Here is a 23403-nt window from a genome sequence, read left to right as displayed (position 1 = left end):
GTTTGTTACAACTGCCCGGGATTTTGGATACTTATTGTTTATTTAGTAAACGAATGGTAGAGCCAAGATATACTTCACTTATACAGCTTGTTAAGCTCGGTCGAAATCTGTATTGATCTAAAAAGTACGTGTAAGAATGGCCAAGAAGCAGCGTAAACCCAAGAACTCTTTTTTTCAGTTTTTAAATGATAATAGTATTAAAGTCATTCTGGGCGTGGTGGCTTCGAGCAGCTTCGCCATCGCTTTTGGCCAGGAAAAAATCAGTCAGTGGGTGTCACTATCCTCTTCCAGTGATTCTGCCTGTCTGAACCAGTTTTATCGTGATGTACCGCCATATTTGATGAAAGACAGCCTGAAAAAAGACAGCTATTCGCTGTGTTTTAATGGCTTTAATGTCGGTTATTCCGGGGTATCTAAAACGCCACTTTGGGTTGCAGAAGCCTTAACGCCAGCACGCTTAAGCCAGAAAATTCCCCGTGAAGATAATTTTCATGAAGAAGATCGGGTCAGTGCGAAGCATCGTGCCACATTGGCGGATTATCGTGGTTCAGGTTATGACCGCGGTCATATGGCGCCGAATGCGGATATGCCTAACAAGGCTGCGCAGTCTGACAGTTTTTCATTGGCCAATATGGTGCCGCAAGCGCCCAAGAATAATCAGCAAGTCTGGCGTGAGCTGGAAGAAGCCACTCGTGCCATTGTGACCAAGCAGAAACAGGATGTTTATGTGGTAACCGGGCCGGTCTTTGCCGGGAAGAAGCTGAAAACCATTGGCAATGGCGTGATTGTGCCAACTGCGGTCTATAAGGCAGTTTATATGCCGAAAACCGGTGCCATTGGTGCTTACTATGCACCGAATGACAATTCGCTCAAAGTGCGTATTGTTAGTGTCTGCTATCTGGAAGAACAGCTTGGAATTAATCTGTTCCCGCAGCTCACCGAAGAACAGAAACGCAATACCTATAAGCTGCCACTGACTGGAAATGCAGTAAAAGCCAACCAGAAAATCGAATATTCTAATTGGGATGCAGAAAGCCAGTGTGCCGAAGATGTTTCTGAAGAAAACCTGCAGGCATTACAACGCGAGTTTAAGTCTTCCGGTTCAAGCAGTTCGGCCTCCTCTGCGACTGGCGGTGCGATAGACAATGCAACGCAAGATGCCATTGTGAAACAGCTGATTGATGCCTTGTTGCAATATATTTTGCAGCTGTTGAAATAAGCTTGCTGAAAAAACCGGGATTCGGGTAGCATCGACATCAGACGTTCATTGAAAATAACAAAGACAGGTGAAGAGGATATGTTTAAAGCATTTGAAAATGGCAGCGAATCCCATGCCATTCATGATCTGACTTTGGAAAATGATCTGGACTGCGTCAGCCTGTATGGCAACTTGCAAATCACCAAGGATCAGCAGGGACTGAAAGTGGCCAAAGCCTTGCAGGCTTTTCTGAATGATGTGGTACAACAACTGGAAAACACGCAGGACTTGCCAGAAAAAATTCAGCGTGATGATCTGGATGAAATTGAAAATCCATTTTTATAAGCATTTTTAAGCGCGATGATCTGCATGCTCCATGTGAAACATGCAGAAAAATGGTATTTGGAAATCCTGGCTTTTTAGAGGGTTTTTATTAAAAAGCCTAATTTTCTGCTCCCACAATATCTCCAAACACCAGCCAGAATGTGCCGAGCAATTCGGCAAGATATTTATCCATATTCTAAGTCCTTATTTTTATATTTATTATTAGGTCATAGGGACAAGGGATTTAAATTATCAACGTTGCTTGAAGCCCATCTATCAAACCAACATGCTTGTGGTTTAAGCGGCTGGCATATTCTGTTGGCGCCACTGCTGCGGCGTCAGTTGAGTCCATTGCTTAAAGGCGCGCTGAAAAGCACTCTGTTCAGAATAACCGAGTAACATGGCGGTTTCCTGCAAGCTCAAGTGCGGATCTTTCAGATATTGCATGGCCATCATGCAGCGGATTTCCTGCATACGTTGCTGATAGGTTTTGCCCTGTTTTTGCAAATGGCGTTGTAACTGACGCACGGAAAAATTCATCTGCTCGGCAATATGCTCGATTTGGAACAGGTTTTTTTGCAGGCCAATCAGAATCGCCTGTTGCAGCTGTTGATCTACCAGAGTGGAGTGCGGAAATTTTTCTAAGAGTGCTTTGGCCTGCTGCATCAGCAGTTTCTGCAAGGTCTGGTCGCCCTGTTTTAGCGGTCTGGACAGTTCACTGACATGCATCAATACCTGATTTCTGGCTTGAGAAAAGCGGACTTTACAGCCGAAATACTGCTCATAGAGTGCAATATTTTTAGGCATTACATGCTGGAAATGAACTTCATATAACTGAACCCCGTGCGGGTTCTGAACATTGGCTTTTACGAATTCCGTCATTAGCGCAATCGCGATTTCATCGGTCAGTTGGATATTCAGATGAAAGGGAACTTCAACCCAGCCAATCGACAGATAATCGCCTTGCCATTGCAGCTGAAGTGGGCCGCCATCATAAATCAGACGATGATAATCATGATAGCGCATAAAGGCTTCACCCAAGGTCTCACTTGAGAGTGCCAGATAGCCAATAATACCGAGGTGTTTAGCTTCAACCAGTTGGGCGATTTCCAAGCCTAAAGCCGGTCGTTGCAGCTGTTGATCAAGTGTCGTTAATAGATCACGCCACAAGGCGAAATCAAAGCGTTCCAGATTTTGAATGGCCAATAATTTCTCAGGGACTTCAAGCTGTTTCAACTGATAATAGTCCAAAAGTAAATGTCCTAAACCACCGTATACTGAACCTACGTAGTTTTTTAGAACCAGCATTTTTAATTCTTTTATTTTGTCGTATTTTGTCAATCATATTGAATATTTTGGTCAATATCTAGTCTTTTATTTAGCCTATATTAAAAATAGACCAAGAGGTAAAAGATTATGTGGAAAGGTTTTCTGGCAGGACTTGTCGTCGCAAATGGATTTGAATGGTTTGCACATAAATATGTATTGCATGGTGTTCACCAGCCGGGACAGAGCCGTTATAGTCCGGTACCCGAGAGTATGCGCTCACATTGGGAGCATCACCGGATTGTGCGAAAAACGGAATTTTCCGATTTCGGCTATGTAGAAGGATTGGACAACTGGCGTACCCGCAATGAAATTGCCTCACTGGCAGTCGTTGCGACCGTCTTTGGACTCAGTTTTTATCCCTTCTCCAAAGGCATGTCACTGGCCGCCCTGTATAGTGCAGGCAACTATTATTATTTACATCGCCGGGCTCATCTGGAACCGGAATGGGCTAAAAAGACACTGCCTTGGCATTATGATCACCATATGAATAGCAATCAGGATGCTAATTGGTGCGTGACCAAGCCCTGGTTTGACTATCTGCTCGGTACCCGGGTGATTTCCTCGGCAGATTTGCAGGAACAGAATCCTTTAGGTTTGAGCTTGCCTGCACCGATCTCGAAAAAATTGAACCGCTGGGCAGAACAATATTTTCCGGTTAAATGGGCGGGAGCTTCTACTAAAATAACGAAAAATACTGCAAAAAATATGGCAATGAAGCAGTTAAATACGTAGGTCGTGGAATAAGACAGGGCTTTGTCGTGATTTGTCAATAAAATACGATTGTATTGTCAATATTGTCCTGCGGATTTCACTTATAGTTGCTCACGTCGGTGAGCAAAGCCTTATACTGATGATGTTTCTGGGGGGGATGAGTTCTTTTGAATACCAAGTGCTGTAGTCTTATCTTGGTTTTATAAGGAGTCGAAAGACTCCTTTTTTTTGTCCCGTATTTGCTGTGTTGTTTTATTTAAGGCATAAAAAAAGAGTGTTTATAAAAACACTCTTTAATTAAATCATCATCTAAAACGGCTTAAAGGCGCATTTCAATACCTTGGGCTGCCATATAGGCTTTGGCTTCCGGAATGGTGTGCTGGCCAAAATGGAAAATTGAAGCTGCCAGTACTGCATCAGCACCACCATGGATAATGCCGTCCGCCAAATGCTGTAAATTACCCACACCACCAGAAGCAATCGTCGGTACCGTGACGCGGTCATTGATGGCACGCATCAGGGCAATGTCGTAACCGGCTTTGGTGCCATCGGCATCCATCGAAGTAATCAGTAATTCACCTGCGCCGAAGTCAGCCATTTTCACAGCCCATTCAATCGCATCAATCCCGGTTTCTTTACGGCCACCGTGGGTGAAAATTTCCCATTTGTGGTCGCCAGTTTTTTTGGCATCAATTGCAACAACGATACACTGTGCGCCAAAGCGTTGAGACGCTTCCTGCACAAACTCGGGATTATAAATCGCAGCCGAGTTGATGCTGACTTTGTCTGCACCGGCATTTAGCAATAAACGGATATCTTCGACTTTACGGACACCGCCACCGACAGTCAGGGGGACAAAAACCGATTCGGCCATGCGCTCTACGGTACGATAAGTCGTGTCGCGTCCATGATGTGTAGCGGTAATATCAAGGAAAGTAATTTCATCGGCACCTTGTTCATTATAACGGCGCGCCACTTCGACCGGGTCACCCGCATCACGAATATCAAGGAACTGAACACCCTTGACCACACGGCCGTTATCCACGTCCAGACAAGGAATAATACGTTTAGCTAGCATAAATTTTTCCAATTATTACAGCCGATTATGAAACTCACCCACGCAAGCGCTACACCTTGGCAGATGGAAACGGTATTCTAGCAAAATTATGTAAGTTTTTTCGCAGGTTTTCTATGTCGGTTTATACCACTTTGACTTTAAAGGAAGTTCAGGATTTTGCAGCGCCTTATGGTTTAAAGGCGATTGATCTGATTCCCATTCAAGGCGGTATTCAAAATACCAACTACTTTTTAGTCTGCGAAGACCAGCAATATGTGCTGACCGTATTTGAAGATATGGATGAACAGGCAGCAGGTGAGCTGGTTCCTGTGCTGGAACATCTGGGTCACGCCGGGTTGGCCGTTCCAGTGCCTTTATCCCATTCAGGCAAAGCCATTCACAGTATTAAAGATAAACCGACACAGATTGCACCACGCCTGATGGGTGAACATCCGATGCCATCTACCGTCGCGCAGGTTGAAGCGATTGCAGTGGCTCAGGCGAAAATGCATGTGGCACTCAAAGACTTTAAATTAGAACGTAATTTTGTGCGTGATCATGCCTATTGGCTGGCCGTTTCTCAAGAGATTAAACCAAGTTTAAGTCCGGCAGATAAAGTCTTGCTCGGTAAATTATTAGGTTTATATGAGGCGTTGACGGCGGTATATCCGGATCGTCCACGTGGTTTCATTCATTCGGATCTGTTCCGGGATAATACCTTATTTGATGGCGATCAGCTGAATGGCATTCTGGATTTTTATGAGCTGAATAAAGATGAGTGGTTGTTTGATATCGCCATTACGTTAAATGACTTCTGTACCGAATATCCTGACGTAATCTTAAACGAAGAAAAAGCGATTGCCTTTTTAAATGCCTATGAAACGATTCGTTCTTTAACCAGTGATGAACGCGCCTGTCTGGAATTGTATCTGGCCATGGCGGCAGGACGGTTCTGGATGATGCGCCTGCAGGTGGCTCAGCGTAATGCAGCATTAGGCCGGACGGGCGAAGATATTTTGCAAAAAAATCCGGATGAAATGCGTAATATGCTGATTGAACGCTTAAAATTCGTCACCGCTTAAACAATCAAATCAAAAGGGATAGGGGATATGCGCGATCAGGGACGTTTGGTGGAATGGTTTGATGAACAAGGCTATGGTTTCATTCAGCCCAGTGACCCAGCCAAAGATCGTGTATTTCTGCATATCAAGGATTTTGCCAAGCCTGGCCCACGGCCAATCGTGGGCTGTGCGCTGGATTATCTGGTCGTTCTGGATGAACGCGGTCGTTATCGCGCACAGCATGTGATGTACCTGAAAGCAGCTCAAGCCAAAAGTCTGCAAGCAAAATTCAAACCGTCCAAGCCACAGCAGACACAGAAATTACAGCCGATGCAGATTGCCTGTGTACTCTATATTCTCTTTCTGGTGGTTTTGACCTTGGGTGGTTTACTGAGTGGATTGGTGTTGTTACTGGTCAGTCTGATGAATGCGCTCAGCTACTGGCTCTATGCGCAAGACAAGGAAGCAGCACAGTTGGGTAATCGCCGTATTCCGGAAAATACCCTGCATCTGGTGGCCTTCTTAGGCGGCTGGCCGGCAGCCTGGCTGGCACAGCAGAAATTACGGCATAAAACACAAAAACAACCTTTCCGGCAGATATATTTTTGTACCATAGCCTTTAACATCATTTTAATTATATGGCTGATTTCCCCATTGAATAGTTTAAATATCTAGGGGGAAGTACTAGGAGGGGACGTGAACTATTCCATTGATAAAGATTCAAACCGCACACTGACTTTTGCACTGTACATTTTATATATTGTGGCCATTTTTAGTGCTGGCCTGCTGGCTGTCGTGGCGTTGATCATTAACTATGTGAAACGGCGCGATGTGCGCGGTTCCATCTTTGAAAGCCATTTTACCTGGCAGATCCGCAGTTTCTGGTGGTATCTGTTCTGGAATATCGTCGCCTTTATTCCATTTTTCTTTTTGTTCTTTACCGGCGAAGATCCTGACCTGTTTGCAGGGGTCGCATTTGGTGCATCCGCTTTCTGTTTAGTGGTGGTGGTTTTGGCCTGGATCTGGATTGTGTATCGGGCAATTCGCGGCATCATGCGCTTAAATGACAATAGACCGATGTATAGCAAATAATTTTAGCCGTATTTCCTTAGAGAAAAAAATCCCCCTTTTTTAAGGGGGATTTAGCGGAATTAAGAAAGATCTTGCTTTAATTCTTCTGTGGGTTCTTTTCTTAAAAACTTTGGTTTCCATTCACTGGCAATCACGCCAAGCACCACCATCAATCCACCTAATAATGTCAGTGATGGTAAGCGTTCTCCGGCCAGACGGCCAAACAGGGCTGCCCATACCGGTTCGCCGGCATAGATAATTGCTGCCTGTGATGGATCGACCATGCGCTGCGCCCAGTTCATCACCAGTTGAATCAAGGCACTGGCAATGCCCAAACCGACTAAAATCCCTGCCAGATGCCAGTGAAATTCAGGTAACTGAGATTCACCTAACACGGGTGCAATTATAAAGCAGAATAAGGATGCAAAAATCAGTTGCAGCACCGTGACCCGGCGTACATTCACCTGCTCGGCGAAATGGCTGATAAAAATAATCTCCAGTGCAATCGCGATGGAACCGAGCAACGTCAGGGTTTGCCCGAAACTGAGCTGAATTGCAGCAAAGCCATTGCCTGTCAAAAACACCAGACCGATAAAGGCAAACAGCGCTCCGATCCAGGTCATGACATGCGGTTTTTTACGGAACATGAGCCAGAGCAGGATCGGAACCAGTGGAACATATAAGGCGGTTAAAAAAGCCGACTCACTGCTGCTAATGGTCTGCAAGCCCACAGTTTGGGTGCCGTAACCGATGGCGATCATGATCCCAATCACTGCGCCAGCGAACACCTCTTTCAGGTTCATGCCTTTTAGCGACTTCAGTGAAATCAGGGTGACGGCAAGCGCTGCCGCAGCAAAACGCAGGCCGACAAACATAATCGGACTACTAAAATTTAGCCCGTATTGCACAGTAATAAAACTGCCGCCCCAGATAATGGTGATCAGGATCAGGGCGAGTTGCGGTGCTTTTACCATCCAGCCGGAGTGATTTTTGGAAATAAGTGTAGACATGCCAGGAGATCAGAAAATTAAAAAATAAAAAAGAGGTCCGAAGACCTCTTTTACAGCAAGCTTAATTATAGCGCCTGTTGCTCATCTAGCAACAACTGTGCTTCACGCAAGCTTAATGTACCTTCGTAAATCGCACGACCGGTAATTGCGCCTAAAATACCTGGTTGGTCTTTCAGGTTACGTACGTCATCCAGGTTGGTTACACCACCAGATGCAATCACAGGCAAACCTGAGTATTGCGCCAGATTCACGGTTTGCTCAATATTCACACCCTGCATCATGCCATCACGTGCGATGTCCGTATAGACAATGCTTGACACGCCAGCATCGGCAAAACGTTTCGCCAGGTCAGTAGCCTTGACATCAGTCACATTGGCCCAGCCATCTGTTGCTACCATGCCATTCATGGCATCAATCCCAACAATAATATGACCAGCAAATTTTCGACATGCTTCTTCAACAAATTCAGGATCCTGAACTGCTTTGGTGCCAATGATCACAAAAGAAACACCGGCTTGCAGATAATGCTCAATGGTTTCCAGAGAACGGATACCACCACCAATCTGGATCGGCAAATCAGGTTGAGATCGGACAATGGCTTCAACCACTGGCTTATGGATTGGTGTACCTGCGAAAGCACCGTTTAAATCTACTAAATGTAAGCGGCGAGCGCCTTCATTTACCCAATGCTGTGCTGTTGCGACCGGATCCTCTGAAAATACGGTATCGTCTTCCATACGACCTTGCTTTAAACGGACACATTTGCCATCTTTCAGGTCAATTGCAGGGATGATCAGCATGCTTTCGCTCCTTGCTTAATCTTTAGAATGAATTTGAGTGTATTCATCTTAGCAAATAAAGTCGAAATTTCTAACTCTTAAACGGTATGAATAAAGAAAACCTGTCCATAGATAGGTAGCAGTGAGGTAATTTATTTTGCTCGTTTTAATGATTTTAATGATCCGTCTCTTGAATGGAGATCAGATTTTCCATAACGGATCGTGTACTGAGCTGGTCGATAACCGAAGCTGTAAGACCTGTTAAAGTCACAGCTCTCTCATCGAACGCGCTCATCACAGCTTTTATGCGTACATCAAGTTACCAGAACCAACACGCCACTTAAGCGCTTAAGCCGTCGATGAAGGACGGATTCTTAATTTTAATGAAGTATTGGGAATCTCTCTGGGTAATAAATCCCGACGTAGTAATTCTTCAAATACCAGCACGGACGCGTAGGCATCTGCGGCTGCATAATCAATTTGTGCCGGGCTTAGCTTCTTGCTGGCCCAGTTCGAGGTACTAATCCGTTTGGATTTAGGAAAATTTACTTGAAATAGCAAAGCCATGGCATTTTTTAATCCGACCGGATTGTTTAAACCAAAAGCTTTAAAACATTTGGACAGTTCAATCACACTATTCAGTTCAATGCCTTTTTTACGGAACAGGTGCGCATCATTTTTCAGGCCAAAACCGACCTTGATCTGCTCGCGACTGGCAAAGATCGGTTTAAGAAAATCCCAGATCGAATCATTCATTTGAAATAAATAGGCTTTATCTAAAGTGGCCAGCTGAATCAGATGTGGCCCGGTAGAAACCTCACCAACTTTAAAGGTCGGTTTGGATTCAGAATCGAAACCCAGGACTGCATGGCTTTTTAGCTCCTGTGCAAGGGCATGACACTGTTCCAGACGATTAATCACCTGAATCTGTTGCATCGGAAGATTTTTAAATACAGGAAAGGTCTGAATTTGTTCCTTGCTTGGTAAAGTATCCAGCAGCTGTTGCATAAGCTTCAATCATGAAATGAATGCGTTCAGCTTAATCACTTTTCCTGTTCTAGGCAAAAATAAAGCCCATGAAGAATGGGCTTTATGCAAAATTTAACAAGGATTAATCAGTATGATAGCTACTCTGTTCTATCTGCGCCTGTTGAGCACGCTCAACATAATTCTGATAAGCAGGGACAGCAAAGGCTGCCAAAATAACTGCGAGTACCAGATACAGCACCACCAAAAGAGTTTCCCAGCCACGTGTGGTGCGTGGAGAACCATAGTCATTACTTTCGTTGTGACCTGGTGCCAATAACAGGTAAAGTGTAAAGACAAGGTTTACGACCGGCACAAAAATCAATAAAGAAAGCCAGCCATTATGATTACGGTCATGTAAACGACGAATTAAAAAAATCACGCTAAAATAAATCGCAACGCCGTAGATCAAAACCAACATCACCATTAAAGGCATGGACATTTTATCATCTAAAGTCTCGGGACTCATTCCAGGCAAAATGAAAGCAGCAATGATTCCGATGATCATAAAGCAAAAACCCAGCAGCATATTCCATGCGATATAAGAACGTCGCCCAAAACGTCCTGATGCATTCCACCCCGAATCCTGAATTGTATTACTCATTATTTTTCCTTTGTTTTCATTAGATTTTTTATAAGTAAGTCTATGATAAAGGGATTTTTTATAAATGAAAAGTGTAAAAAATAATCAATAAAAAAGCCCGCAATCTGCGAGCTTTTAGGCGAAAGGAAAATCAGATTTTCCAGTCCACAAAGTTTTTCAATAACTGCAAACCGGCAGTATGACTTTTTTCCGGATGGAACTGGGTCGCGAACAGGTTTTCTTTATGAATTGCAGTACAGAACTCAATGCCATAGGTACAAGTAGCTGCCACCAAGTCTGAATCTTGTGGTTCTACATAGTAGCTATGTACAAAGTAGAAACGCGTATCCTGTTCGATATCGTTCCACATCGGATGATCGGGATCAGCCTGATGCACCTGGTTCCAGCCCATATGCGGTACTTTTAAACCTGCCATTTCCGGAAAATGCTTAACCGCACCTTCAAAAATACCCAGTGCATCGGTACCACCATTTTCTTCAGAATGCTGCATCAAGGCTTGCATACCCACACAAATGGCCAACACCGGTTTGTTAAATACGGCATTGCGTACCACTTCATCAATTCCGGCTTCGTGCATGCCTTGCATACAGTCACGCATCGCGCCTACGCCCGGAAAAACAATCTTGTCTGCTTGTGCAATCAGTTTTGGATCATTGGTCACATCAACCGTGGCACCGACATGTTCTAATGCTTTTGCCGCAGAGTGCAAATTTCCCATGCCATAATCAAGAAGGGCAATACGGGTCATTACAGTGTACCTTTGGTTGAAGCTACCGTATTGGCAGCACGTGGATCGACTTCACAGGCCATACGCAGCGCACGCGCAAATGCTTTAAATACGCTTTCGATCTGGTGATGGCTGTTTTTGCCTTTCAGGTTGTCGATATGTACCGTCATCAAGGAGTGGTTTACAAAGCCCTGGAAAAACTCAGAGAATAAATCCACATCAAAACGGCCGATCATGGCACGGGTAAATGGAATATCCATAAACAGACCCGGACGGCCAGACAGATCTACCACGACACGGCTTAAAGACTCATCGAGTGGCGCATAGAAATGACCATAGCGTTTCAGGCCTTTTTTATCGCCCAATGCCTGTGCAAATGCCTGACCCAGCGTAATACCGCAGTCTTCCACAGTATGATGGTCATCGATTTCCAGATCGCCATCACAATGAATATCAATATCAAACAGGCCATGACGCTTGATTTGATCAATCATATGATCTAAAAAGGGAATACCCGTGTTTAAGGTGCCTTGACCAGTACCGTCGAGATTCAAACGAACTCGAATTTTGGTTTCGTTGGTATTTCTTACCACTTCACTGATACGATCTGTCATAGACACGTTCCTCAAATACGTCAAAATGATTGATGTAGAAAATATTTTCGCCGTGACGAAGTCACCGCATATTAGATTGCTCAGGAGGGTTTATCAATGCCTATCACCGTACATGCTTATACTTCTTTAGAAAATGACGAAGTGCGCAGCCAGCTTGAGCGACTGTATGACACGAGCCCTGAATTTAGTGACGGGGCAGATGCCATGGAACAACTAGAGCAAAACCTTGCACAGTATACCTCAGTTTATAGCGCAGAATTTAATAGCAAAATTATTGGGGCAATCTGGTGCACCGGACAGGGTGAAAGCCGGATTCTGGAAAATATCGTCGTACATCCGGCCAATCGCGGTCGTGGCGTTGCAGAAAGGCTGGTGAGTGAGGTCTGCCGCATGGAAGAAGAAAAAGGCGTGAAAAACTTCGTGCCAGGCTGTGGGGCCATTCATCGTTGTCTCGCCAATCTGGAAAAAATCTGAAGATAGAGCAATATCAAGCAGCCGTTAGGCTGCTTTTTTATGTAAATAAACGCTTAAATCTGTTTTATTACTGAGGTCTTTGGTAAAAACTGTTCGATTTATGACTCAAATTCACGCGAGTTGATGGAAAAGTAAACATTTAACGAAAATTATTCTCTCTGCTCTTGACGATTTACAGCTGAAACTGTTTAATACGCGACATCGGCGTGATAGCTCAGTAGGTAGAGCAACGGATTGAAAATCCGTGTGTCCCCAGTTCGATCCTGGGTCTCGCCACCATATTTTAAAACGATTTCAAAGTTTTCAATCCCTGATCCCATCAGGGATTTTTTTTAGGCCAAAAATCAGCCACTCAAATATTTTTTTCATAATTTTGATTGACTAATGAGGCCAGATACGGCTTAATACACCGCATCGGCGTGATAGCTCAGTAGGTAGAGCAACGGATTGAAAATCCGTGTGTCCCCAGTTCGATCCTGGGTCTCGCCACCATATTCAAAAAATCCTCAAACTTGGTTTGGGGATTTTTTTTTGCCTGCACCAAAGCCAGATCAGCATTCTCTTTTATTTTTCAGTCTTTTTAATTCCTTCTTTTCCCAGTTTCCTGCCTTTTTATGCATCATTGACCGTTTATCAAACTTAACAATAGGCACTGGCATTATTTGTAAGATTTAGCTTTGACGCTTTCCCTTTTCCAAACGAGGGTGAAAATGATGAATCTCCTAACACCAATTAAACTCGGCTTTCTTACGGCCTGTACTGCTTTTAGCCTGCCGATATTAAGCCATGCTGCGCCTGCTGCTGATTCTGTCGTCTTGCCGACTCTGACCGTCATGGCGGAACCGGAACTGCGCGCCGTGACTGAAAAAATGTTGCCTTATCAGGAGCAGAACAGCCAGCGTAAGGCCCTGCAAATGCGCCTGATGAAAATTGAACGTGAAATTCAAGCCTATAGCGTGGACGGCGACGTAGTGGCGAATATAGATGTGATGCGTGCACCTGCCGATCCTGATCTGGATAGCTTGCCTGTGGTGTTTCGCGAATATGTATTGGCCATCGCACAGGGCTTGCAGTCTTCAGACCCAAGAAATGGGGTATATGTACTGCTGCAACCTTTTGGAATTAACCGCGATGCCACCAATGTGAATATTGTTCGGGAACAATTCGATCCGAACCGGCTGAATCTGAGCCTGCCATTTAATTCCCCATAATGTGCGCCTGTCGGTCTAGATAATTTTGTTTAACAAGCTTATTCAAGCTGTCATGCAACGAGATCGACAAAATAGTGTTCTGGGAAAGGGTGGCTTTGTGAGAGGAGCAATTTCTGTCTAAGCTAGACATATTATTGGAAAAATCAAATGCCTTGAATTGTGTTTAAAAAATAAGCATAGTGGATGTAAATCAACAAGATCTGACTGACAGAGCTGGAGCGTATACATGCCGCGTGTTTTTATGATTGTAGCCGCTGTGACACTGGCAATTTTTATTGGGCTGTTTTATCAGAATTCGGTTCAGCAAAAACATCAGGCCGAGCTGCTCGAATATGAAACCGTGCTCGAAGAAAAAACCGAGAGCATTGCGCAGCAGGCACAGGACTGGTCTAAACCGATTCAGATTGAACTTGAAGATGACCGTCTGGATGGTGACTATGCCATCATGGCTGAGTTTATGCTGGGGCAATTGCGCGATAGTGCCGAGGAACGCAATCAGTATCTACGCGACTTAAAAGCCGCCAACTGGCAGAATTTTCTGAATATCGACCGCTTGGCCAAGGATCAGGCACAAGGCTATAAAGAAACTGAAGCCATGCTCAAGCAAGTCCATCAAATTGTGAACAGCTATCAGCAGAAAATCCAGCAGCGCGATGCCGAGCTGATCGACAAGGCCCAGCAACTGGATATTAAAAACCGTTATCGGCAGCAACTGAGCCTGACCCTGAAAGACAGTCAGCAAAATAGTAATGCACATGTCATTTTTGAAATTGAAAAACAGACTCTGGCCAAGGCCGATGCCTTATTTGCAGTACTGAAAAAGCATAAATGGCAAAAGAAAAATAATACCTTTATGTTCTATGATGATAAAGCCGTGCAAGAGTTTAATGCGCTGTATAAAGAAATGCTGCATCTGAATAAGCAGACGGAACGAGTGGCGACTGCCAACCAGAAAGCAGTTGAAAACAAGTTGTAGCCTGACTTAGATGACAGGGCTGCCATAGGACTGTCATCTGCTGTTCAAACTCTCTTGCTAAATTGAAGGGGTCGCACAGATCACGACATAACATTTAAGCAGGTGAGTCATGCAAACAATTCAGGTTTTTGCTGATATTCAGCAGGTGTACGGTGAGTTTGTCGCAAATAAAAAATGTCCAAAATTACAAAGGATGAATAACGGGGACAAGAACCGGTTGTTCTTGAATCAATATTTCACGCTGATCGAGGACTGGCACTATACCGAACAGATTGTGATTCAGTTCAATCAGCAGTATTTCAGTCTGGATCTGGGGAGCGCACCGGATTTTATGGATCAGGACAAATACATCAACTGGCTAAAGTCGGAACTGCTGCATTAATCAAGTCGCCATATTCCTCATTGATATACAACCGAGCTGTCTCAAGAGAGGCAGCTTTTTTATTTTGATAAAAAACTGGTATTGATCTTGCTGTTGCATCGGCACAGCGCGAACAGGCGCTGATTCCAATTCCGATTTGAACAGGCTATGCTGAATTAATTACCGCTGCCAAAAGAATGACAGGCGGAGCATGGATGATATGGAGGGCAAAAAATTATGCAACAGTTGAGATGTTATAAGGAACTTCCAGTCTGGACCCAGCAGAGTATTCCTCAGGGCTTCAAGAATCAGCACAATACCAAAGCGGGTACCTGGGCGAAATTGACAGTATTAAAAGGTGAGCTGCATTTTGCCATGCTGGAAGAATCTGGTGCAGTGCAATCCGAGCATGTGTTTACACCAGAGCAGCAACCGCCATTTATTGAGCCTGAGGCCTGGCACAAAATTGTTTCTGCCAGTGAGGATGTTGAATGTCAGCTGCGTTTTTACTGCCGGCCTGAGGATTACTTCATCAAGAAATATCAGTTGAATCCTACCCATTCTGAAGTGCTGGCCGCCATGCCCTATTTAAAAGGTGGTCGTGCGCTGGACGTCGGCTGCGGTACAGGGCGTAATGCGCTTTATTTGAGTCAGAACGGCTTTAATGTCGATGCTTGGGATGTCAACGAAAACAGTTTGCAGACTTTAAGACAGATTGTACAGACGGAACAGATTGATCATATGCAGGTGCAGCGCCGCGACCTTAACACGGATACCAGTATTGCAGGCCAATATGACTTTATCTACTGTACTGTAGTAATGATGTTTCTTGAGGCGAAAACCATTCCACCGCTCATTGCACAGATGCAGCAGGCGACCGTGCCGGGTGGCTATAACCTGATTGTCTGTGCCATGGATACGCCAGATATTCCGGCACAAGCCGATTTTCCATTTGCTTTTCAGCCGGGGGAGTTGCGAGGGTATTATGAGGGCTGGAATATTGTGAAATACAATGAAGATATCGGTGAGCTGTATCGTGTCGATGCACAGGGCCAGCGGATTAAACAGCATTTTGCTACCATGCTGGCGCAGAAGGTTTAAATAAGATTAAGTCTTTTAATTCCTGAAAATAAATTAAATCATCCAAAATAAAAAAAGATGTCAGGCTGACATCTTTTTTTATGTTTAAAAAATTTTAAGCTGCTTTTTTAAACCAAGAGAACCAGCCTTTTTTCTCGGCTTTTACTTCTGCTTTTTCAGCAGCAGCGTCTTTGGTTTCTACTGCTTCAGTTTTTGCAGCTTCGACGTGTTGTTCTGCTGTAGCTTGAGCCGTTTCTACTTGAGTCGTCGCTTCTATTTTTACTGCTTCAGCTTTAGTTTCAGCCGCTTGTTGAGTTGCAGCAACAGTCGCTTGAGTCGCTTCAACTTTCGCTTGTACAGGTGCAGCAGCTTCTTTGGCAATAGTTTGGGTTGTTTTAGTTACAACAGTTGCTGGCGCAACTTGAGCTTCAGTTGCCATTGCAGATGCAGAAGTCGCTACGATTGCAGTCGCGATCATTGTTTTAAGCATGTTCATATAAACCCTTTTAAGGAAATAGGAAAAAAGAGGCTTGATCATACATTTATAAAATTTAAGTGCTTCATAAATATGGTTTTATTGGTTGAAAAATAAACCAATCTTACAAAGGGATAACATTTATAAAGAAAAGGGAGCCAAGGCTCCCTTTTCTATTTTCTAAAGTTTCTTCGATAGATATCCATTGCTATTTCATTCCTAAATTTAATCAGGAGTTGAGGATTTTCAATGATACCTCTTATGATATTTCCTTTATTGGGTTTATATTTCTCAGAGCTTCTTAAGTCTTTACTAAGTACCTGAATATTTCCTTTACGATCTCTACTTAAACAGGAATCATTATTAAAGATAGCCTGTTTTTTGAAATGTTCCTGAGCTGTATTTGTATAAAAATACAGTGGGTTGTAGGTGGGAACACTAGGAATGAATGTTCTTGGAATAAGAATTAAAAACTCATCAGTATCATCAATATGTGGTAATTCAAAGTAATCTTCCTTCCATAGACCACTAGTTATACAAAAATAACTTAACTTTGATTTAGTTTTTCTCATAGAAATACCATATTTACGGCATTGGTCTTGAGTGAAATCAATCAAAGGAAGTTTAATAATATCTATAGTGATATCGGAGATTCGATCAAATTTTAATTCATTACATAGAAGCGAGCATTCTTCCAGATAATTAAAAATACCACTTTGTATCAAATGGCGAATTCTTTTTAACTCTTCAAGAAAAAGAGCTGCTAGATGTTCACCAGCACCACTCCCATCTCTCTTAATTTTTGAATAACCTAGTCTTGTGCCATTTGGTTCATTAAACTTGGAACATAAATAGGTTGATCGAGTGTGACTTTGATTCTGAATTGATGTGAGAAGTTCCTTCATAAAGAAATTAATACATCGTTGAGATGCTACACCTGTTGGTGTTGGCGTCTGACTAATGCAGTATGGATCTACGAATCTCTTGGTGTCTGCATAAATATCGATATCAAAAAACTCAGGGGTAGGGTCGGTAATACTAAATTTTTTTGAAAAGCGCATAGGATTAGTCCTTATGAATTAGGCGCGAATGTATTGCCTAAAACCAGAACTTGGACTAATATTAAACTTCTCGTTCCATAGAGAATAATTTCAATCAGTCTTAAATTCCAGTTTAGGCTTTGAAATTTAAAGATTTTATAAAAAATCATCTAACGGCTTAAGTATTCCAGTACTTAAGCCGTTTTTACTTTTCATTAAAGATTTTCATCTTTTCCCTCCTCATCAGTTGCTTCTTCATTTTCAATATTCCACTTGCTTGTAGAATATTGTCCTTTTTTAGAAGGGTGTGTATAAATCAACCCTTTCTGTGACATTCGATATAGTCGTGCCATCAACTTATTTCTTTCGTAAATCTCACTAGAATCTTTATATATTGCAATAAGTAACTTATCTAAACTGATGATTCCGCCGCATTTATCAATCAATTTTGCCAAATACATATCTTTTTTATCGGATTCAGTAATGTTGAGCTGATCAATTAATTCCGGTGGTAAGTCTTCGAGATCTTCAGTTGTAAGATACAAAGGAGAGCTTTTTATTTCTTCAATATACTTATTCACGATACACCTTTTAGATTTTTTACTCTAAAAATATTGTACACAAAATAATCATACACGCAATATGTGCATGAAAAAATAATGAATAAAAGATGAGAAAAATAAAATTATTAGATTGAGATAATGAACGCAAATGAACGCAAATGAACGCAAATGAACGCAAATGAACGCAAATGAACGCAAATGAAAAAGAGAAAATTTAAGAATATATAAAAAAACCCCGCACTAAGCGGGGTTTTCTTTATCTACGTATTTAAGAATTAAACACGTTCGATCACTGTTGCAATACCTTGACCAAGACCGATACACATCGTCGCAAGACCGATTTGTGTATCTTGCTGTTCCATCACGTTCAACAATGTTGTTGTGATACGCGCACCAGAACAACCCAATGGGTGACCCAATGCAATCGCGCCACCGTTATGGTTCACGATGTCTTGCTTGTCATAAATGCCTAAGCCTTTAAGAACAGACAGACCTTGTGCAGCAAAAGCTTCGTTCAATTCAAAAGTCTGGATATCAGCAATTGACAAGCCAGCGCGTTTCAACGCTTTTTGCGTTGCCGGAACCGGACCATATCCCATGATCGCAGCATCACAGCCCGCAACCGCCATAGAGCGAATCACAGCACGTGGCTTAAGACCTAAAGCTTGAGCACGTTCAGCAGACATTAACAACATTGCAGATGCACCATCAGACAATGCTGAAGATGTTGCTGCAGTCACTGTACCGCCTTTCGGATCGAAGACTGGACGCAAAGATTTGAACGATTCAAGGTTCGCATCTGGACGGATCACTTCATCGATATCACACAGGATTTTGTAGCCATCTGCATTATGACCTTCAATGCCAACGATCTCGTTCTGGAACAGACCGTTTTCAGTCGCAGCCCAGGCACGGCGATGTGATTCCACACCAAACGCATCCTGTTCTTCACGGCTAATGCCGTTCATACGACCCAGCATTTCAGCGGTTAAGCCCATCATGTTCGACGCTTTGGCATAATGCTTAGATGCTTCAGGATTCAGGTCGATGCCGTGCATCATGCCGACATGGCCCATGTGCTCAACACCACCGATGATGAAGATATCACCCTGGTTCGTTGCAATTTGCGCAGCCGCAGTGTGAATCGCCTGCATAGACGAACCACAAAGACGGTTCACCGTTTGACCTGCAACGGTCTTCGGTAGGTCTGCCAGTAATGCGATATTACGGGCAATGTTCATACCTTGTTCTAGGGTTTGGTTCACACAGCCCCAGATTACGTCTTCAACTTCATGCGGGTCGAATTCGTTACGTACCAATAGGGCACGGACAAGCTCAGCAGACATCGAGTCGGCACGTACATTGCGGAACATACCGTTTTTGGTTTTACCCATTGCTGAACGTACGCCATCAACGATGACAACGTCACGTGGATTTAAAGTAGCCATTCACGTTGCTCCTTAACCGTAGAATTTTTTGTTGTTAGCAGCCATTTCGCGCAACATTTCTGGCGCTTCATAAGCTTTACCAAGGTGCGCATACTTATTGCAAAGCGCAACATACTCAGCTACACCGGTTTGATCGATGTAACGGCATGGACCACCACGGAATGGAGGGAAACCAACACCCATAATCATGGCCATATCTGCTTCAGCAGCAGTGGCTACAATGTTGTCTTCCAGGCAACGAACTGTTTCGTTACAGAAAGCCAGCATCATGCGATCAATGATTTCCTGAGCGTCAAATTCACGTTTTTCCGCAGTTGCAACAGAGGCCACAAGCTCATACGCAGTTGGATCAACCACTTTGGCTTTTTTACCTTTACGGTCAAGTTCATACTTGTAGAAACCAACGTCGTTCTTTTGACCCAGACGTTTGTTTTCGTACATCACCTGAATCGAACCTTTGAAATCAGGTTTCATACGATCCGGGAAGCCTTCAGCCATCACTTCTGCACCGTGTACGCCAGTGTCGATACCGACAACGTCCATCAGGTAAGCAGGGCCCATTGGCCAGCCGAATTTTTCCATGACTTTATCGATTTGCTGGAAGTCAGCGCCATCTTTAAGCAACAGGTCAAATGCACCGAAGTAAGGGAACAATACGCGGTTCACCAGGAAGCCCGGGCAGTCATTGACCACGATTGGTGTTTTACCCATTTTCTGAGCAAGCACCACAGTCGTTGCAATCGCTTCGTCAGAAGTCTTCGCACCGCGAATCACTTCAACCAGTGGCATCATGTGTACCGGGTTAAAGAAGTGCATACCGACGAAGTTTTCAGGACGTTCCAGGTTTTCAGCCAGACGCGTGATTGAAATCGTAGAAGTATTAGATGCAATGATCGTGTTTTCACGAACTTTCGCTTCAGTTTCTTTCAGTACGATGCCTTTGACTTTTGGATTTTCAGTCACGGCTTCGATCACGATGTCCACTTCTTTAAACTCGTCATAGCTTAAAGTTGGACGGATGCGCGCAAGAGTTTCACCCATTTGAGCAGGCTTCATCTTCTTACGTTCAACTTGTTTGGTCAGTAAACCATTGGCTTCTTTCATACCCAAAGCAAGCTGCTGGTTACCGATGTCTTTCATGATGATCGGTGTGCCTTTGCTTGCCGCCTGGTAAGCAATACCACCACCCATGATACCCGCGCCTAGAACAGCCGCTTGGTTCACTGGATGCGCACCTTTTTCATAGCGCTTCGAGGTTTTTTTCACGATCTGGTCGTTCAGGAACAAACCGATCAAGGCACCTGCTTGTGGTGTGACTGCTGCTTTAGCAAAGCCTTCAGCTTCCGCTTTCAGCGCGTCATCACGATGCAGGCTCGCACCGGCTTGTAATGAATCAAGCAATAATTTTGGCGCAGGGTATTGAGCTGGATTCGCTTTTGCCAGAACCATGCCTTTCGATGAGTTAAACGCCATCATCTGTTCGATCGGGCTGAGTTTAACTGGATCGAGTTTTTCCTGACGTTTGGTTTTCCAGTCTAAACGGCCATGAATCGCCTGTTTTACCAGATCAAGTGCAGCATCTTGTAGCTTGTCAGCAGGAACGACAGCATCGACTGCGCCGTCTTTCAGTGCGGCAGCAGGCTTTTTAGGATTGGCCATTGCCATCCATTCTACCGCGTTGTCGATACCGATCAGACGGCTTAAACGTACTGTACCACCGAAGCCCGGGAAGATCCCCAGCTTGATTTCAGGTAGGCCCACTTGTGCCTGTTCTGACATGACACGGTAGTCACACACCAGGCACATTTCGAAACCGCCACCCAGTGCCATGCCATTAATGGCAGCCACTTTAGGAATGTCGAGGTCTTCGAAGCTGTTAAAAATTTCATGTACTGGCATTGCCCAGTCAACAATCGCTTGTTCACCCTGAGCAAAGTTGTCGCCGAATTCAGTGATATCAGCACCTACAATAAATGTAGATTTGCCTGAAGTCACAATCAGACCTTGAATATCGGCATGGGAGACGGCTTCGATAGCAGCCTTGAAATCTTCAATCGTTGCACGGTTGAATTTGTTAACGGACTCACCTTGTAAGTCAAAGCGGAATTCTGCAATCCCGTCCTCAAGCATTTGGACGGTAATGGCATTGCCAGCGTGGATCATGCCCTGATCTCCTTTATTTTGGAGGACTTCTAAGTTGATGTTGTGAAGCAAGTGCGCATGTCCCGCGCACTTTTTGACTTCGCTAATCTTACGATAACTATATCCAAAAAGAACATAACAAGTTGTATCAAGCCGTGACGCAATGGTCATCAATTTCTGCCAGACTGATCCGCCCCGCTATAACTTTTCCTTTCAGTTTTCTAAAAGAAGATGAACCAAAGATTTTGTTTCAATTCATTATTTTTTATCAATCAGCCTGATAGATATGGAGCAGGGTGACTGATTTTCAAGGTGCATTTCTAGCGGAATTTTGTCAATTCAGTCAATTTCTATCCTTGAACTTGCCATTTTTAGCCTCGAAGTATGCTGAGTGCAGGGCTTTCAGGTCTTTGCTGATAGTATTTAATCAGCACAAATAACAGTGTATTAGATCATTTGAGTTACTGAACTTTTCTGATGAGATCGAAAATGGGAACGATCCTGTCGATGTGTGATTTAAAATAATTTCCATCCTGCCGGGTTGAATCCCTGTCATCTGCTATGGAATTGTTTATGATGATCTTGCACTTAGATATGGGGGATATCGATGCACGTATTTCGTTCTAAAAAAGACTGGTGGCTGCTGGCTTTTGTGATTTGTATGAGTGGCCTGTTGCTGCAACTACTGCTGACCATGCAGGCCAAAGGCACTATGCAGCAATATCCGCTGCACACTGCGGTTTATGTCCTGACTATTATCATTTTATGGTGGCCGCTGTGGAGTACGCGCTATGTGATGGACAATGGGGTGTTGATCATTAAAAGCCTGTGGTTAAGCTGGAAGATTCCGTTAAGTGAAATCCAATCCATTCAGCCCACAGAGCACTCTATTATTGCACCAGCCTTGTCCTTAAAGCGTCTGCGGATTGACTATACAGATGCGGGCGTGCAGAAATTTGTATTGGTTTCACCCAAAGATCAGACTGCTTTTATACAGGTGCTTCAGCCGAATAAAAACTGATAGCGAGTCTGCCTTAGTTAAGCTTTTGCTTGCTCAGGCAGAACCATAAGTTGTCCATCGACACAGTCCAGATGCAGACTGAATTGCTCAGGCTGGTTTAAAAAATACAGTGCCAGAATCGGCTCCAGTTCGGTACGCATCTTACGGCCCAAATGCCGGGCGCCGTAACGAATATCATGGCCCTGATAGAAATAGGCTTTGGCTGCAGCGCTTAAATGCACGCTGCGTTGCTGATGCTGCAAGCGCTTGTTCAGTTTATCCAGTTCAATTTCGACCAGACGTGGCAGGGCATCATGCTGTACCGCCTGATAATGCAGGCTGCGGTCAATCCGGTTCAGAAATTCAGGGTCGAATTTACGCTGCATGACTTTTTCAATGATGCGCTGGGTGGGAACGCGCTTCAGACACAGTGCCTGCATTTTCTCAGGCAGATAGCTGAGTTTGTCCAGATATTGCTGCGCCGCCTGTGCCCCGACATTGCTGGTCATAAAGATCATGCAGTTGCGAAAATCGATAGTTTTAGTGCCCGCTTTCAAGGTCAGCCGGCCAGTATCCAGCACGTTCATCAAGCCGCGAATCACTTCGTTACTGGCTTTTTCCAGCTCATCAAACAGCATGATGCCGGGACGGGTATGACTGCCGGCAATCGCAGTTTCATCAAACAGGCTGTGACCTTCCTTTGATCCCACATAACCGGGCGGTGCGCCGGTCAAAGCCGCCGCATAATGTTCCTGTGCCAGAGTATTCATATCAATCCGGCAAAAGGCATCCGGGCGGCCATAGATCGCATCGGCAATCAGACGCACGGTTTCTGTTTTACCGACGCCAGTAGGCCCAGCATCAAGGTAACCGACAAAGGGCGATCCGGACTGGAAAAATCTGCCTTGACCACATGCAACATTTTTTCAATTTCATTCAGGGCTGCATCCTGCCCAATAATCCGTTCACGTAGCAGTTGCATTACCTTACTCGGCTCGAAATGAAAACGCGGTTTACCAATCAGGCGAGCACGTTCAGACGGGTGATGGGTGGAGGTGGAGGGTTGAACAATATGAATGCCCGATTGCTGCAGGGTCATGCGAATCATCTCAAAACTAGACT

Annotated in this window: 25 protein-coding genes, 2 tRNA genes and 1 pseudogene; 14 read left to right on the top strand and 14 right to left on the bottom strand. The window is 44.1% G+C overall.

The window, feature by feature from the left end; translation table 11 throughout:
- The first annotated feature begins 136 nt into the window (after nucleotides 1-136).
- A complete protein-coding gene (locus NI455_RS03820) occupies nucleotides 137-1219 on the top strand; it encodes a DNA/RNA non-specific endonuclease (protein WP_253112503.1) in 1083 nt (360 codons plus the stop codon).
- Between the two features lie 78 nt (nucleotides 1220-1297).
- Complete coding sequence (locus tag NI455_RS03815) at nucleotides 1298-1543, top strand: hypothetical protein (protein WP_005105385.1); 246 nt, start codon at nucleotides 1298-1300, stop codon at nucleotides 1541-1543.
- 276 nt (nucleotides 1544-1819) lie between these two features.
- Here NI455_RS03815 and NI455_RS03810 read toward each other — a convergent pair whose 3' ends face one another.
- Nucleotides 1820-2830: an AraC family transcriptional regulator gene (locus NI455_RS03810; RefSeq protein ID WP_253112499.1), complete on the bottom strand. Its 1011-nt coding sequence runs from the start codon at nucleotides 2828-2830 to the stop codon at nucleotides 1820-1822.
- Between the two features lie 108 nt (nucleotides 2831-2938).
- Here NI455_RS03810 and NI455_RS03805 point away from each other — a divergent pair, with 108 nt between their 5' ends.
- The gene (locus NI455_RS03805; RefSeq protein ID WP_253112496.1) at nucleotides 2939-3583 is read left to right on the top strand and encodes a hypothetical protein; all 645 of its coding nucleotides are present in this window, start codon (nucleotides 2939-2941) and stop codon (nucleotides 3581-3583) included.
- Nucleotides 3584-3881: 298 nt separating this feature from the next.
- On the opposite strand, the gene hisF is transcribed toward NI455_RS03805, so the two are convergent.
- Nucleotides 3882-4640 (bottom strand): imidazole glycerol phosphate synthase subunit HisF, encoded by a 759-nt coding sequence (hisF, locus tag NI455_RS03800; RefSeq protein WP_004647284.1) that lies wholly within the window; start codon nucleotides 4638-4640, stop codon nucleotides 3882-3884.
- Nucleotides 4641-4753: 113 nt separating this feature from the next.
- Here hisF and NI455_RS03795 point away from each other — a divergent pair, with 113 nt between their 5' ends.
- The 3 genes from NI455_RS03795 to NI455_RS03785 are packed head-to-tail and all read left to right on the top strand — an operon-like array spanning nucleotide 4754 to nucleotide 6772.
- Nucleotides 4754-5701, top strand: coding sequence for a homoserine kinase (locus tag NI455_RS03795; protein WP_253112493.1), 948 nt, complete (start codon nucleotides 4754-4756; stop codon nucleotides 5699-5701).
- A gap of 27 nt (nucleotides 5702-5728) precedes the next feature.
- On the top strand, nucleotides 5729-6355 hold the full coding sequence (locus NI455_RS03790; protein WP_005250407.1) for a DUF1294 domain-containing protein: 627 nt from the start codon (nucleotides 5729-5731) through the stop codon (nucleotides 6353-6355).
- Nucleotides 6356-6376: 21 nt separating this feature from the next.
- The gene (locus NI455_RS03785; RefSeq protein WP_005105397.1) at nucleotides 6377-6772 is read left to right on the top strand and encodes a DUF4870 family protein; all 396 of its coding nucleotides are present in this window, start codon (nucleotides 6377-6379) and stop codon (nucleotides 6770-6772) included.
- A gap of 59 nt (nucleotides 6773-6831) precedes the next feature.
- On the opposite strand, the gene NI455_RS03780 is transcribed toward NI455_RS03785, so the two are convergent.
- The 6 genes from NI455_RS03780 to hisB form a co-directional block, all read right to left on the bottom strand.
- Complete coding sequence (locus NI455_RS03780) at nucleotides 6832-7761, bottom strand: DMT family transporter (protein WP_148334667.1); 930 nt, start codon at nucleotides 7759-7761, stop codon at nucleotides 6832-6834.
- 65 nt (nucleotides 7762-7826) lie between these two features.
- The gene (gene hisA / locus NI455_RS03775; protein WP_253112490.1) at nucleotides 7827-8561 is read right to left on the bottom strand and encodes a 1-(5-phosphoribosyl)-5-[(5-phosphoribosylamino)methylideneamino]imidazole-4-carboxamide isomerase; all 735 of its coding nucleotides are present in this window, start codon (nucleotides 8559-8561) and stop codon (nucleotides 7827-7829) included.
- 327 nt (nucleotides 8562-8888) lie between these two features.
- Entirely contained in the window at nucleotides 8889-9548 is a 660-nt protein-coding gene (locus tag NI455_RS03770; RefSeq protein ID WP_253112488.1) for a 3'-5' exonuclease, read from the bottom strand.
- 103 nt (nucleotides 9549-9651) lie between these two features.
- Nucleotides 9652-10170: a DUF805 domain-containing protein gene (locus tag NI455_RS03765; protein ID WP_253112484.1), complete on the bottom strand. Its 519-nt coding sequence runs from the start codon at nucleotides 10168-10170 to the stop codon at nucleotides 9652-9654.
- Nucleotides 10171-10300: 130 nt separating this feature from the next.
- Nucleotides 10301-10918, bottom strand: a complete 618-nt coding sequence (gene hisH, locus NI455_RS03760; RefSeq protein ID WP_253112481.1) for an imidazole glycerol phosphate synthase subunit HisH — start codon at nucleotides 10916-10918, stop codon at nucleotides 10301-10303.
- Nucleotides 10918-11511: an imidazoleglycerol-phosphate dehydratase HisB gene (hisB, locus tag NI455_RS03755; RefSeq protein WP_004729244.1), complete on the bottom strand. Its 594-nt coding sequence runs from the start codon at nucleotides 11509-11511 to the stop codon at nucleotides 10918-10920. Before hisB ends, hisH begins: the two co-directional genes overlap by 1 nt.
- A gap of 96 nt (nucleotides 11512-11607) precedes the next feature.
- Between hisB and NI455_RS03750 the strand changes: the two genes are divergently transcribed.
- From NI455_RS03750 to tehB, 7 genes are all read left to right on the top strand, one after another.
- Nucleotides 11608-11985, top strand: coding sequence for a GNAT family N-acetyltransferase (locus tag NI455_RS03750; protein ID WP_004278652.1), 378 nt, complete (start codon nucleotides 11608-11610; stop codon nucleotides 11983-11985).
- A gap of 203 nt (nucleotides 11986-12188) precedes the next feature.
- Nucleotides 12189-12264, top strand: a tRNA-Phe gene (locus tag NI455_RS03745).
- Between the two features lie 137 nt (nucleotides 12265-12401).
- Nucleotides 12402-12477 (top strand) — tRNA-Phe (locus NI455_RS03740).
- A 221-nt stretch (nucleotides 12478-12698) separates the two neighbouring features.
- Nucleotides 12699-13196 (top strand): hypothetical protein, encoded by a 498-nt coding sequence (locus NI455_RS03735; RefSeq protein WP_180181451.1) that lies wholly within the window; start codon nucleotides 12699-12701, stop codon nucleotides 13194-13196.
- A gap of 226 nt (nucleotides 13197-13422) precedes the next feature.
- Nucleotides 13423-14172 (top strand): hypothetical protein, encoded by a 750-nt coding sequence (locus tag NI455_RS03730; protein ID WP_004278650.1) that lies wholly within the window; start codon nucleotides 13423-13425, stop codon nucleotides 14170-14172.
- 109 nt (nucleotides 14173-14281) lie between these two features.
- Nucleotides 14282-14554 (top strand): hypothetical protein, encoded by a 273-nt coding sequence (locus NI455_RS03725; RefSeq protein WP_253112478.1) that lies wholly within the window; start codon nucleotides 14282-14284, stop codon nucleotides 14552-14554.
- A 216-nt stretch (nucleotides 14555-14770) separates the two neighbouring features.
- The gene (tehB, locus tag NI455_RS03720) at nucleotides 14771-15634 is read left to right on the top strand and encodes an SAM-dependent methyltransferase TehB (protein ID WP_253112475.1); all 864 of its coding nucleotides are present in this window, start codon (nucleotides 14771-14773) and stop codon (nucleotides 15632-15634) included.
- Nucleotides 15635-15728: 94 nt separating this feature from the next.
- On the opposite strand, the gene NI455_RS03715 is transcribed toward tehB, so the two are convergent.
- The 5 genes from NI455_RS03715 to fadB all read right to left on the bottom strand — a co-directional run bounded on the left by NI455_RS03715 (nucleotide 15729) and on the right by fadB (nucleotide 21302).
- Entirely contained in the window at nucleotides 15729-16109 is a 381-nt protein-coding gene (locus NI455_RS03715; protein ID WP_253112472.1) for a hypothetical protein, read from the bottom strand.
- 152 nt (nucleotides 16110-16261) lie between these two features.
- Nucleotides 16262-17149, bottom strand: a complete 888-nt coding sequence (locus NI455_RS03710; RefSeq protein WP_213686515.1) for a DUF8370 family protein — start codon at nucleotides 17147-17149, stop codon at nucleotides 16262-16264.
- Between the two features lie 194 nt (nucleotides 17150-17343).
- A complete protein-coding gene (locus NI455_RS03705) occupies nucleotides 17344-17709 on the bottom strand; it encodes a hypothetical protein (protein WP_213686514.1) in 366 nt (121 codons plus the stop codon).
- A gap of 257 nt (nucleotides 17710-17966) precedes the next feature.
- Complete coding sequence (gene fadA / locus NI455_RS03700; protein WP_004729264.1) at nucleotides 17967-19139, bottom strand: acetyl-CoA C-acyltransferase FadA; 1173 nt, start codon at nucleotides 19137-19139, stop codon at nucleotides 17967-17969.
- Nucleotides 19140-19151: 12 nt separating this feature from the next.
- Nucleotides 19152-21302, bottom strand: coding sequence for a fatty acid oxidation complex subunit alpha FadB (gene fadB, locus NI455_RS03695; protein WP_004729267.1), 2151 nt, complete (start codon nucleotides 21300-21302; stop codon nucleotides 19152-19154).
- A 586-nt stretch (nucleotides 21303-21888) separates the two neighbouring features.
- On the opposite strand from fadB, the gene NI455_RS03690 reads away from it, so the two are divergent.
- A complete protein-coding gene (locus tag NI455_RS03690; protein WP_253112469.1) occupies nucleotides 21889-22302 on the top strand; it encodes a PH domain-containing protein in 414 nt (137 codons plus the stop codon).
- Nucleotides 22303-22319: 17 nt separating this feature from the next.
- Here the strand turns inward: NI455_RS03690 and NI455_RS03685 are convergent.
- A pseudogene (locus NI455_RS03685) lies at nucleotides 22320-23380 on the bottom strand (AAA family ATPase).
- Nucleotides 23381-23403 lie beyond the last annotated feature (23 nt).

The sequence above is a fragment of the Acinetobacter lwoffii genome, assembly GCF_024129435.1.
GTDB lineage: Bacteria > Pseudomonadota > Gammaproteobacteria > Pseudomonadales > Moraxellaceae > Acinetobacter > Acinetobacter lwoffii_F.
This window is presented reverse-complemented; position numbering and strand designations above follow the sequence as displayed.

What these genes read in the sequence shown, in the direction of transcription:
- NI455_RS03820 (WP_253112503.1), top strand. Translation starts at nt 137, where the DNA reads ATGGCCAAGAAGCAGCGTAAACCCAAGAACTCTTTTTTTCAGTTTTTA.
- NI455_RS03815 (WP_005105385.1), top strand. Translation starts at nt 1,298, where the DNA reads ATGTTTAAAGCATTTGAAAATGGCAGCGAATCCCATGCCATTCATGAT.
- NI455_RS03810 (WP_253112499.1), bottom strand. Translation starts at nt 2,830, where the DNA reads ATGCTGGTTCTAAAAAACTACGTAGGTTCAGTATACGGTGGTTTAGGA.
- NI455_RS03805 (WP_253112496.1), top strand. Translation starts at nt 2,939, where the DNA reads ATGTGGAAAGGTTTTCTGGCAGGACTTGTCGTCGCAAATGGATTTGAA.
- hisF (WP_004647284.1), bottom strand. Translation starts at nt 4,640, where the DNA reads ATGCTAGCTAAACGTATTATTCCTTGTCTGGACGTGGATAACGGCCGT.
- NI455_RS03795 (WP_253112493.1), top strand. Translation starts at nt 4,754, where the DNA reads ATGTCGGTTTATACCACTTTGACTTTAAAGGAAGTTCAGGATTTTGCA.
- NI455_RS03790 (WP_005250407.1), top strand. Translation starts at nt 5,729, where the DNA reads ATGCGCGATCAGGGACGTTTGGTGGAATGGTTTGATGAACAAGGCTAT.
- NI455_RS03780 (WP_148334667.1), bottom strand. Translation starts at nt 7,761, where the DNA reads ATGTCTACACTTATTTCCAAAAATCACTCCGGCTGGATGGTAAAAGCA.
- hisA (WP_253112490.1), bottom strand. Translation starts at nt 8,561, where the DNA reads ATGCTGATCATCCCTGCAATTGACCTGAAAGATGGCAAATGTGTCCGT.
- NI455_RS03770 (WP_253112488.1), bottom strand. Translation starts at nt 9,548, where the DNA reads ATGCAACAGCTGCTGGATACTTTACCAAGCAAGGAACAAATTCAGACC.
- NI455_RS03765 (WP_253112484.1), bottom strand. Translation starts at nt 10,170, where the DNA reads ATGAGTAATACAATTCAGGATTCGGGGTGGAATGCATCAGGACGTTTT.
- hisH (WP_253112481.1), bottom strand. Translation starts at nt 10,918, where the DNA reads ATGACCCGTATTGCCCTTCTTGATTATGGCATGGGAAATTTGCACTCT.
- hisB (WP_004729244.1), bottom strand. Translation starts at nt 11,511, where the DNA reads ATGACAGATCGTATCAGTGAAGTGGTAAGAAATACCAACGAAACCAAA.
- NI455_RS03750 (WP_004278652.1), top strand. Translation starts at nt 11,608, where the DNA reads ATGCCTATCACCGTACATGCTTATACTTCTTTAGAAAATGACGAAGTG.
- NI455_RS03735 (WP_180181451.1), top strand. Translation starts at nt 12,699, where the DNA reads ATGAATCTCCTAACACCAATTAAACTCGGCTTTCTTACGGCCTGTACT.
- NI455_RS03730 (WP_004278650.1), top strand. Translation starts at nt 13,423, where the DNA reads ATGCCGCGTGTTTTTATGATTGTAGCCGCTGTGACACTGGCAATTTTT.
- NI455_RS03725 (WP_253112478.1), top strand. Translation starts at nt 14,282, where the DNA reads ATGCAAACAATTCAGGTTTTTGCTGATATTCAGCAGGTGTACGGTGAG.
- tehB (WP_253112475.1), top strand. Translation starts at nt 14,771, where the DNA reads ATGCAACAGTTGAGATGTTATAAGGAACTTCCAGTCTGGACCCAGCAG.
- NI455_RS03715 (WP_253112472.1), bottom strand. Translation starts at nt 16,109, where the DNA reads ATGAACATGCTTAAAACAATGATCGCGACTGCAATCGTAGCGACTTCT.
- NI455_RS03710 (WP_213686515.1), bottom strand. Translation starts at nt 17,149, where the DNA reads ATGCGCTTTTCAAAAAAATTTAGTATTACCGACCCTACCCCTGAGTTT.
- fadA (WP_004729264.1), bottom strand. Translation starts at nt 19,139, where the DNA reads ATGGCTACTTTAAATCCACGTGACGTTGTCATCGTTGATGGCGTACGT.
- fadB (WP_004729267.1), bottom strand. Translation starts at nt 21,302, where the DNA reads ATGATCCACGCTGGCAATGCCATTACCGTCCAAATGCTTGAGGACGGG.
- NI455_RS03690 (WP_253112469.1), top strand. Translation starts at nt 21,889, where the DNA reads ATGCACGTATTTCGTTCTAAAAAAGACTGGTGGCTGCTGGCTTTTGTG.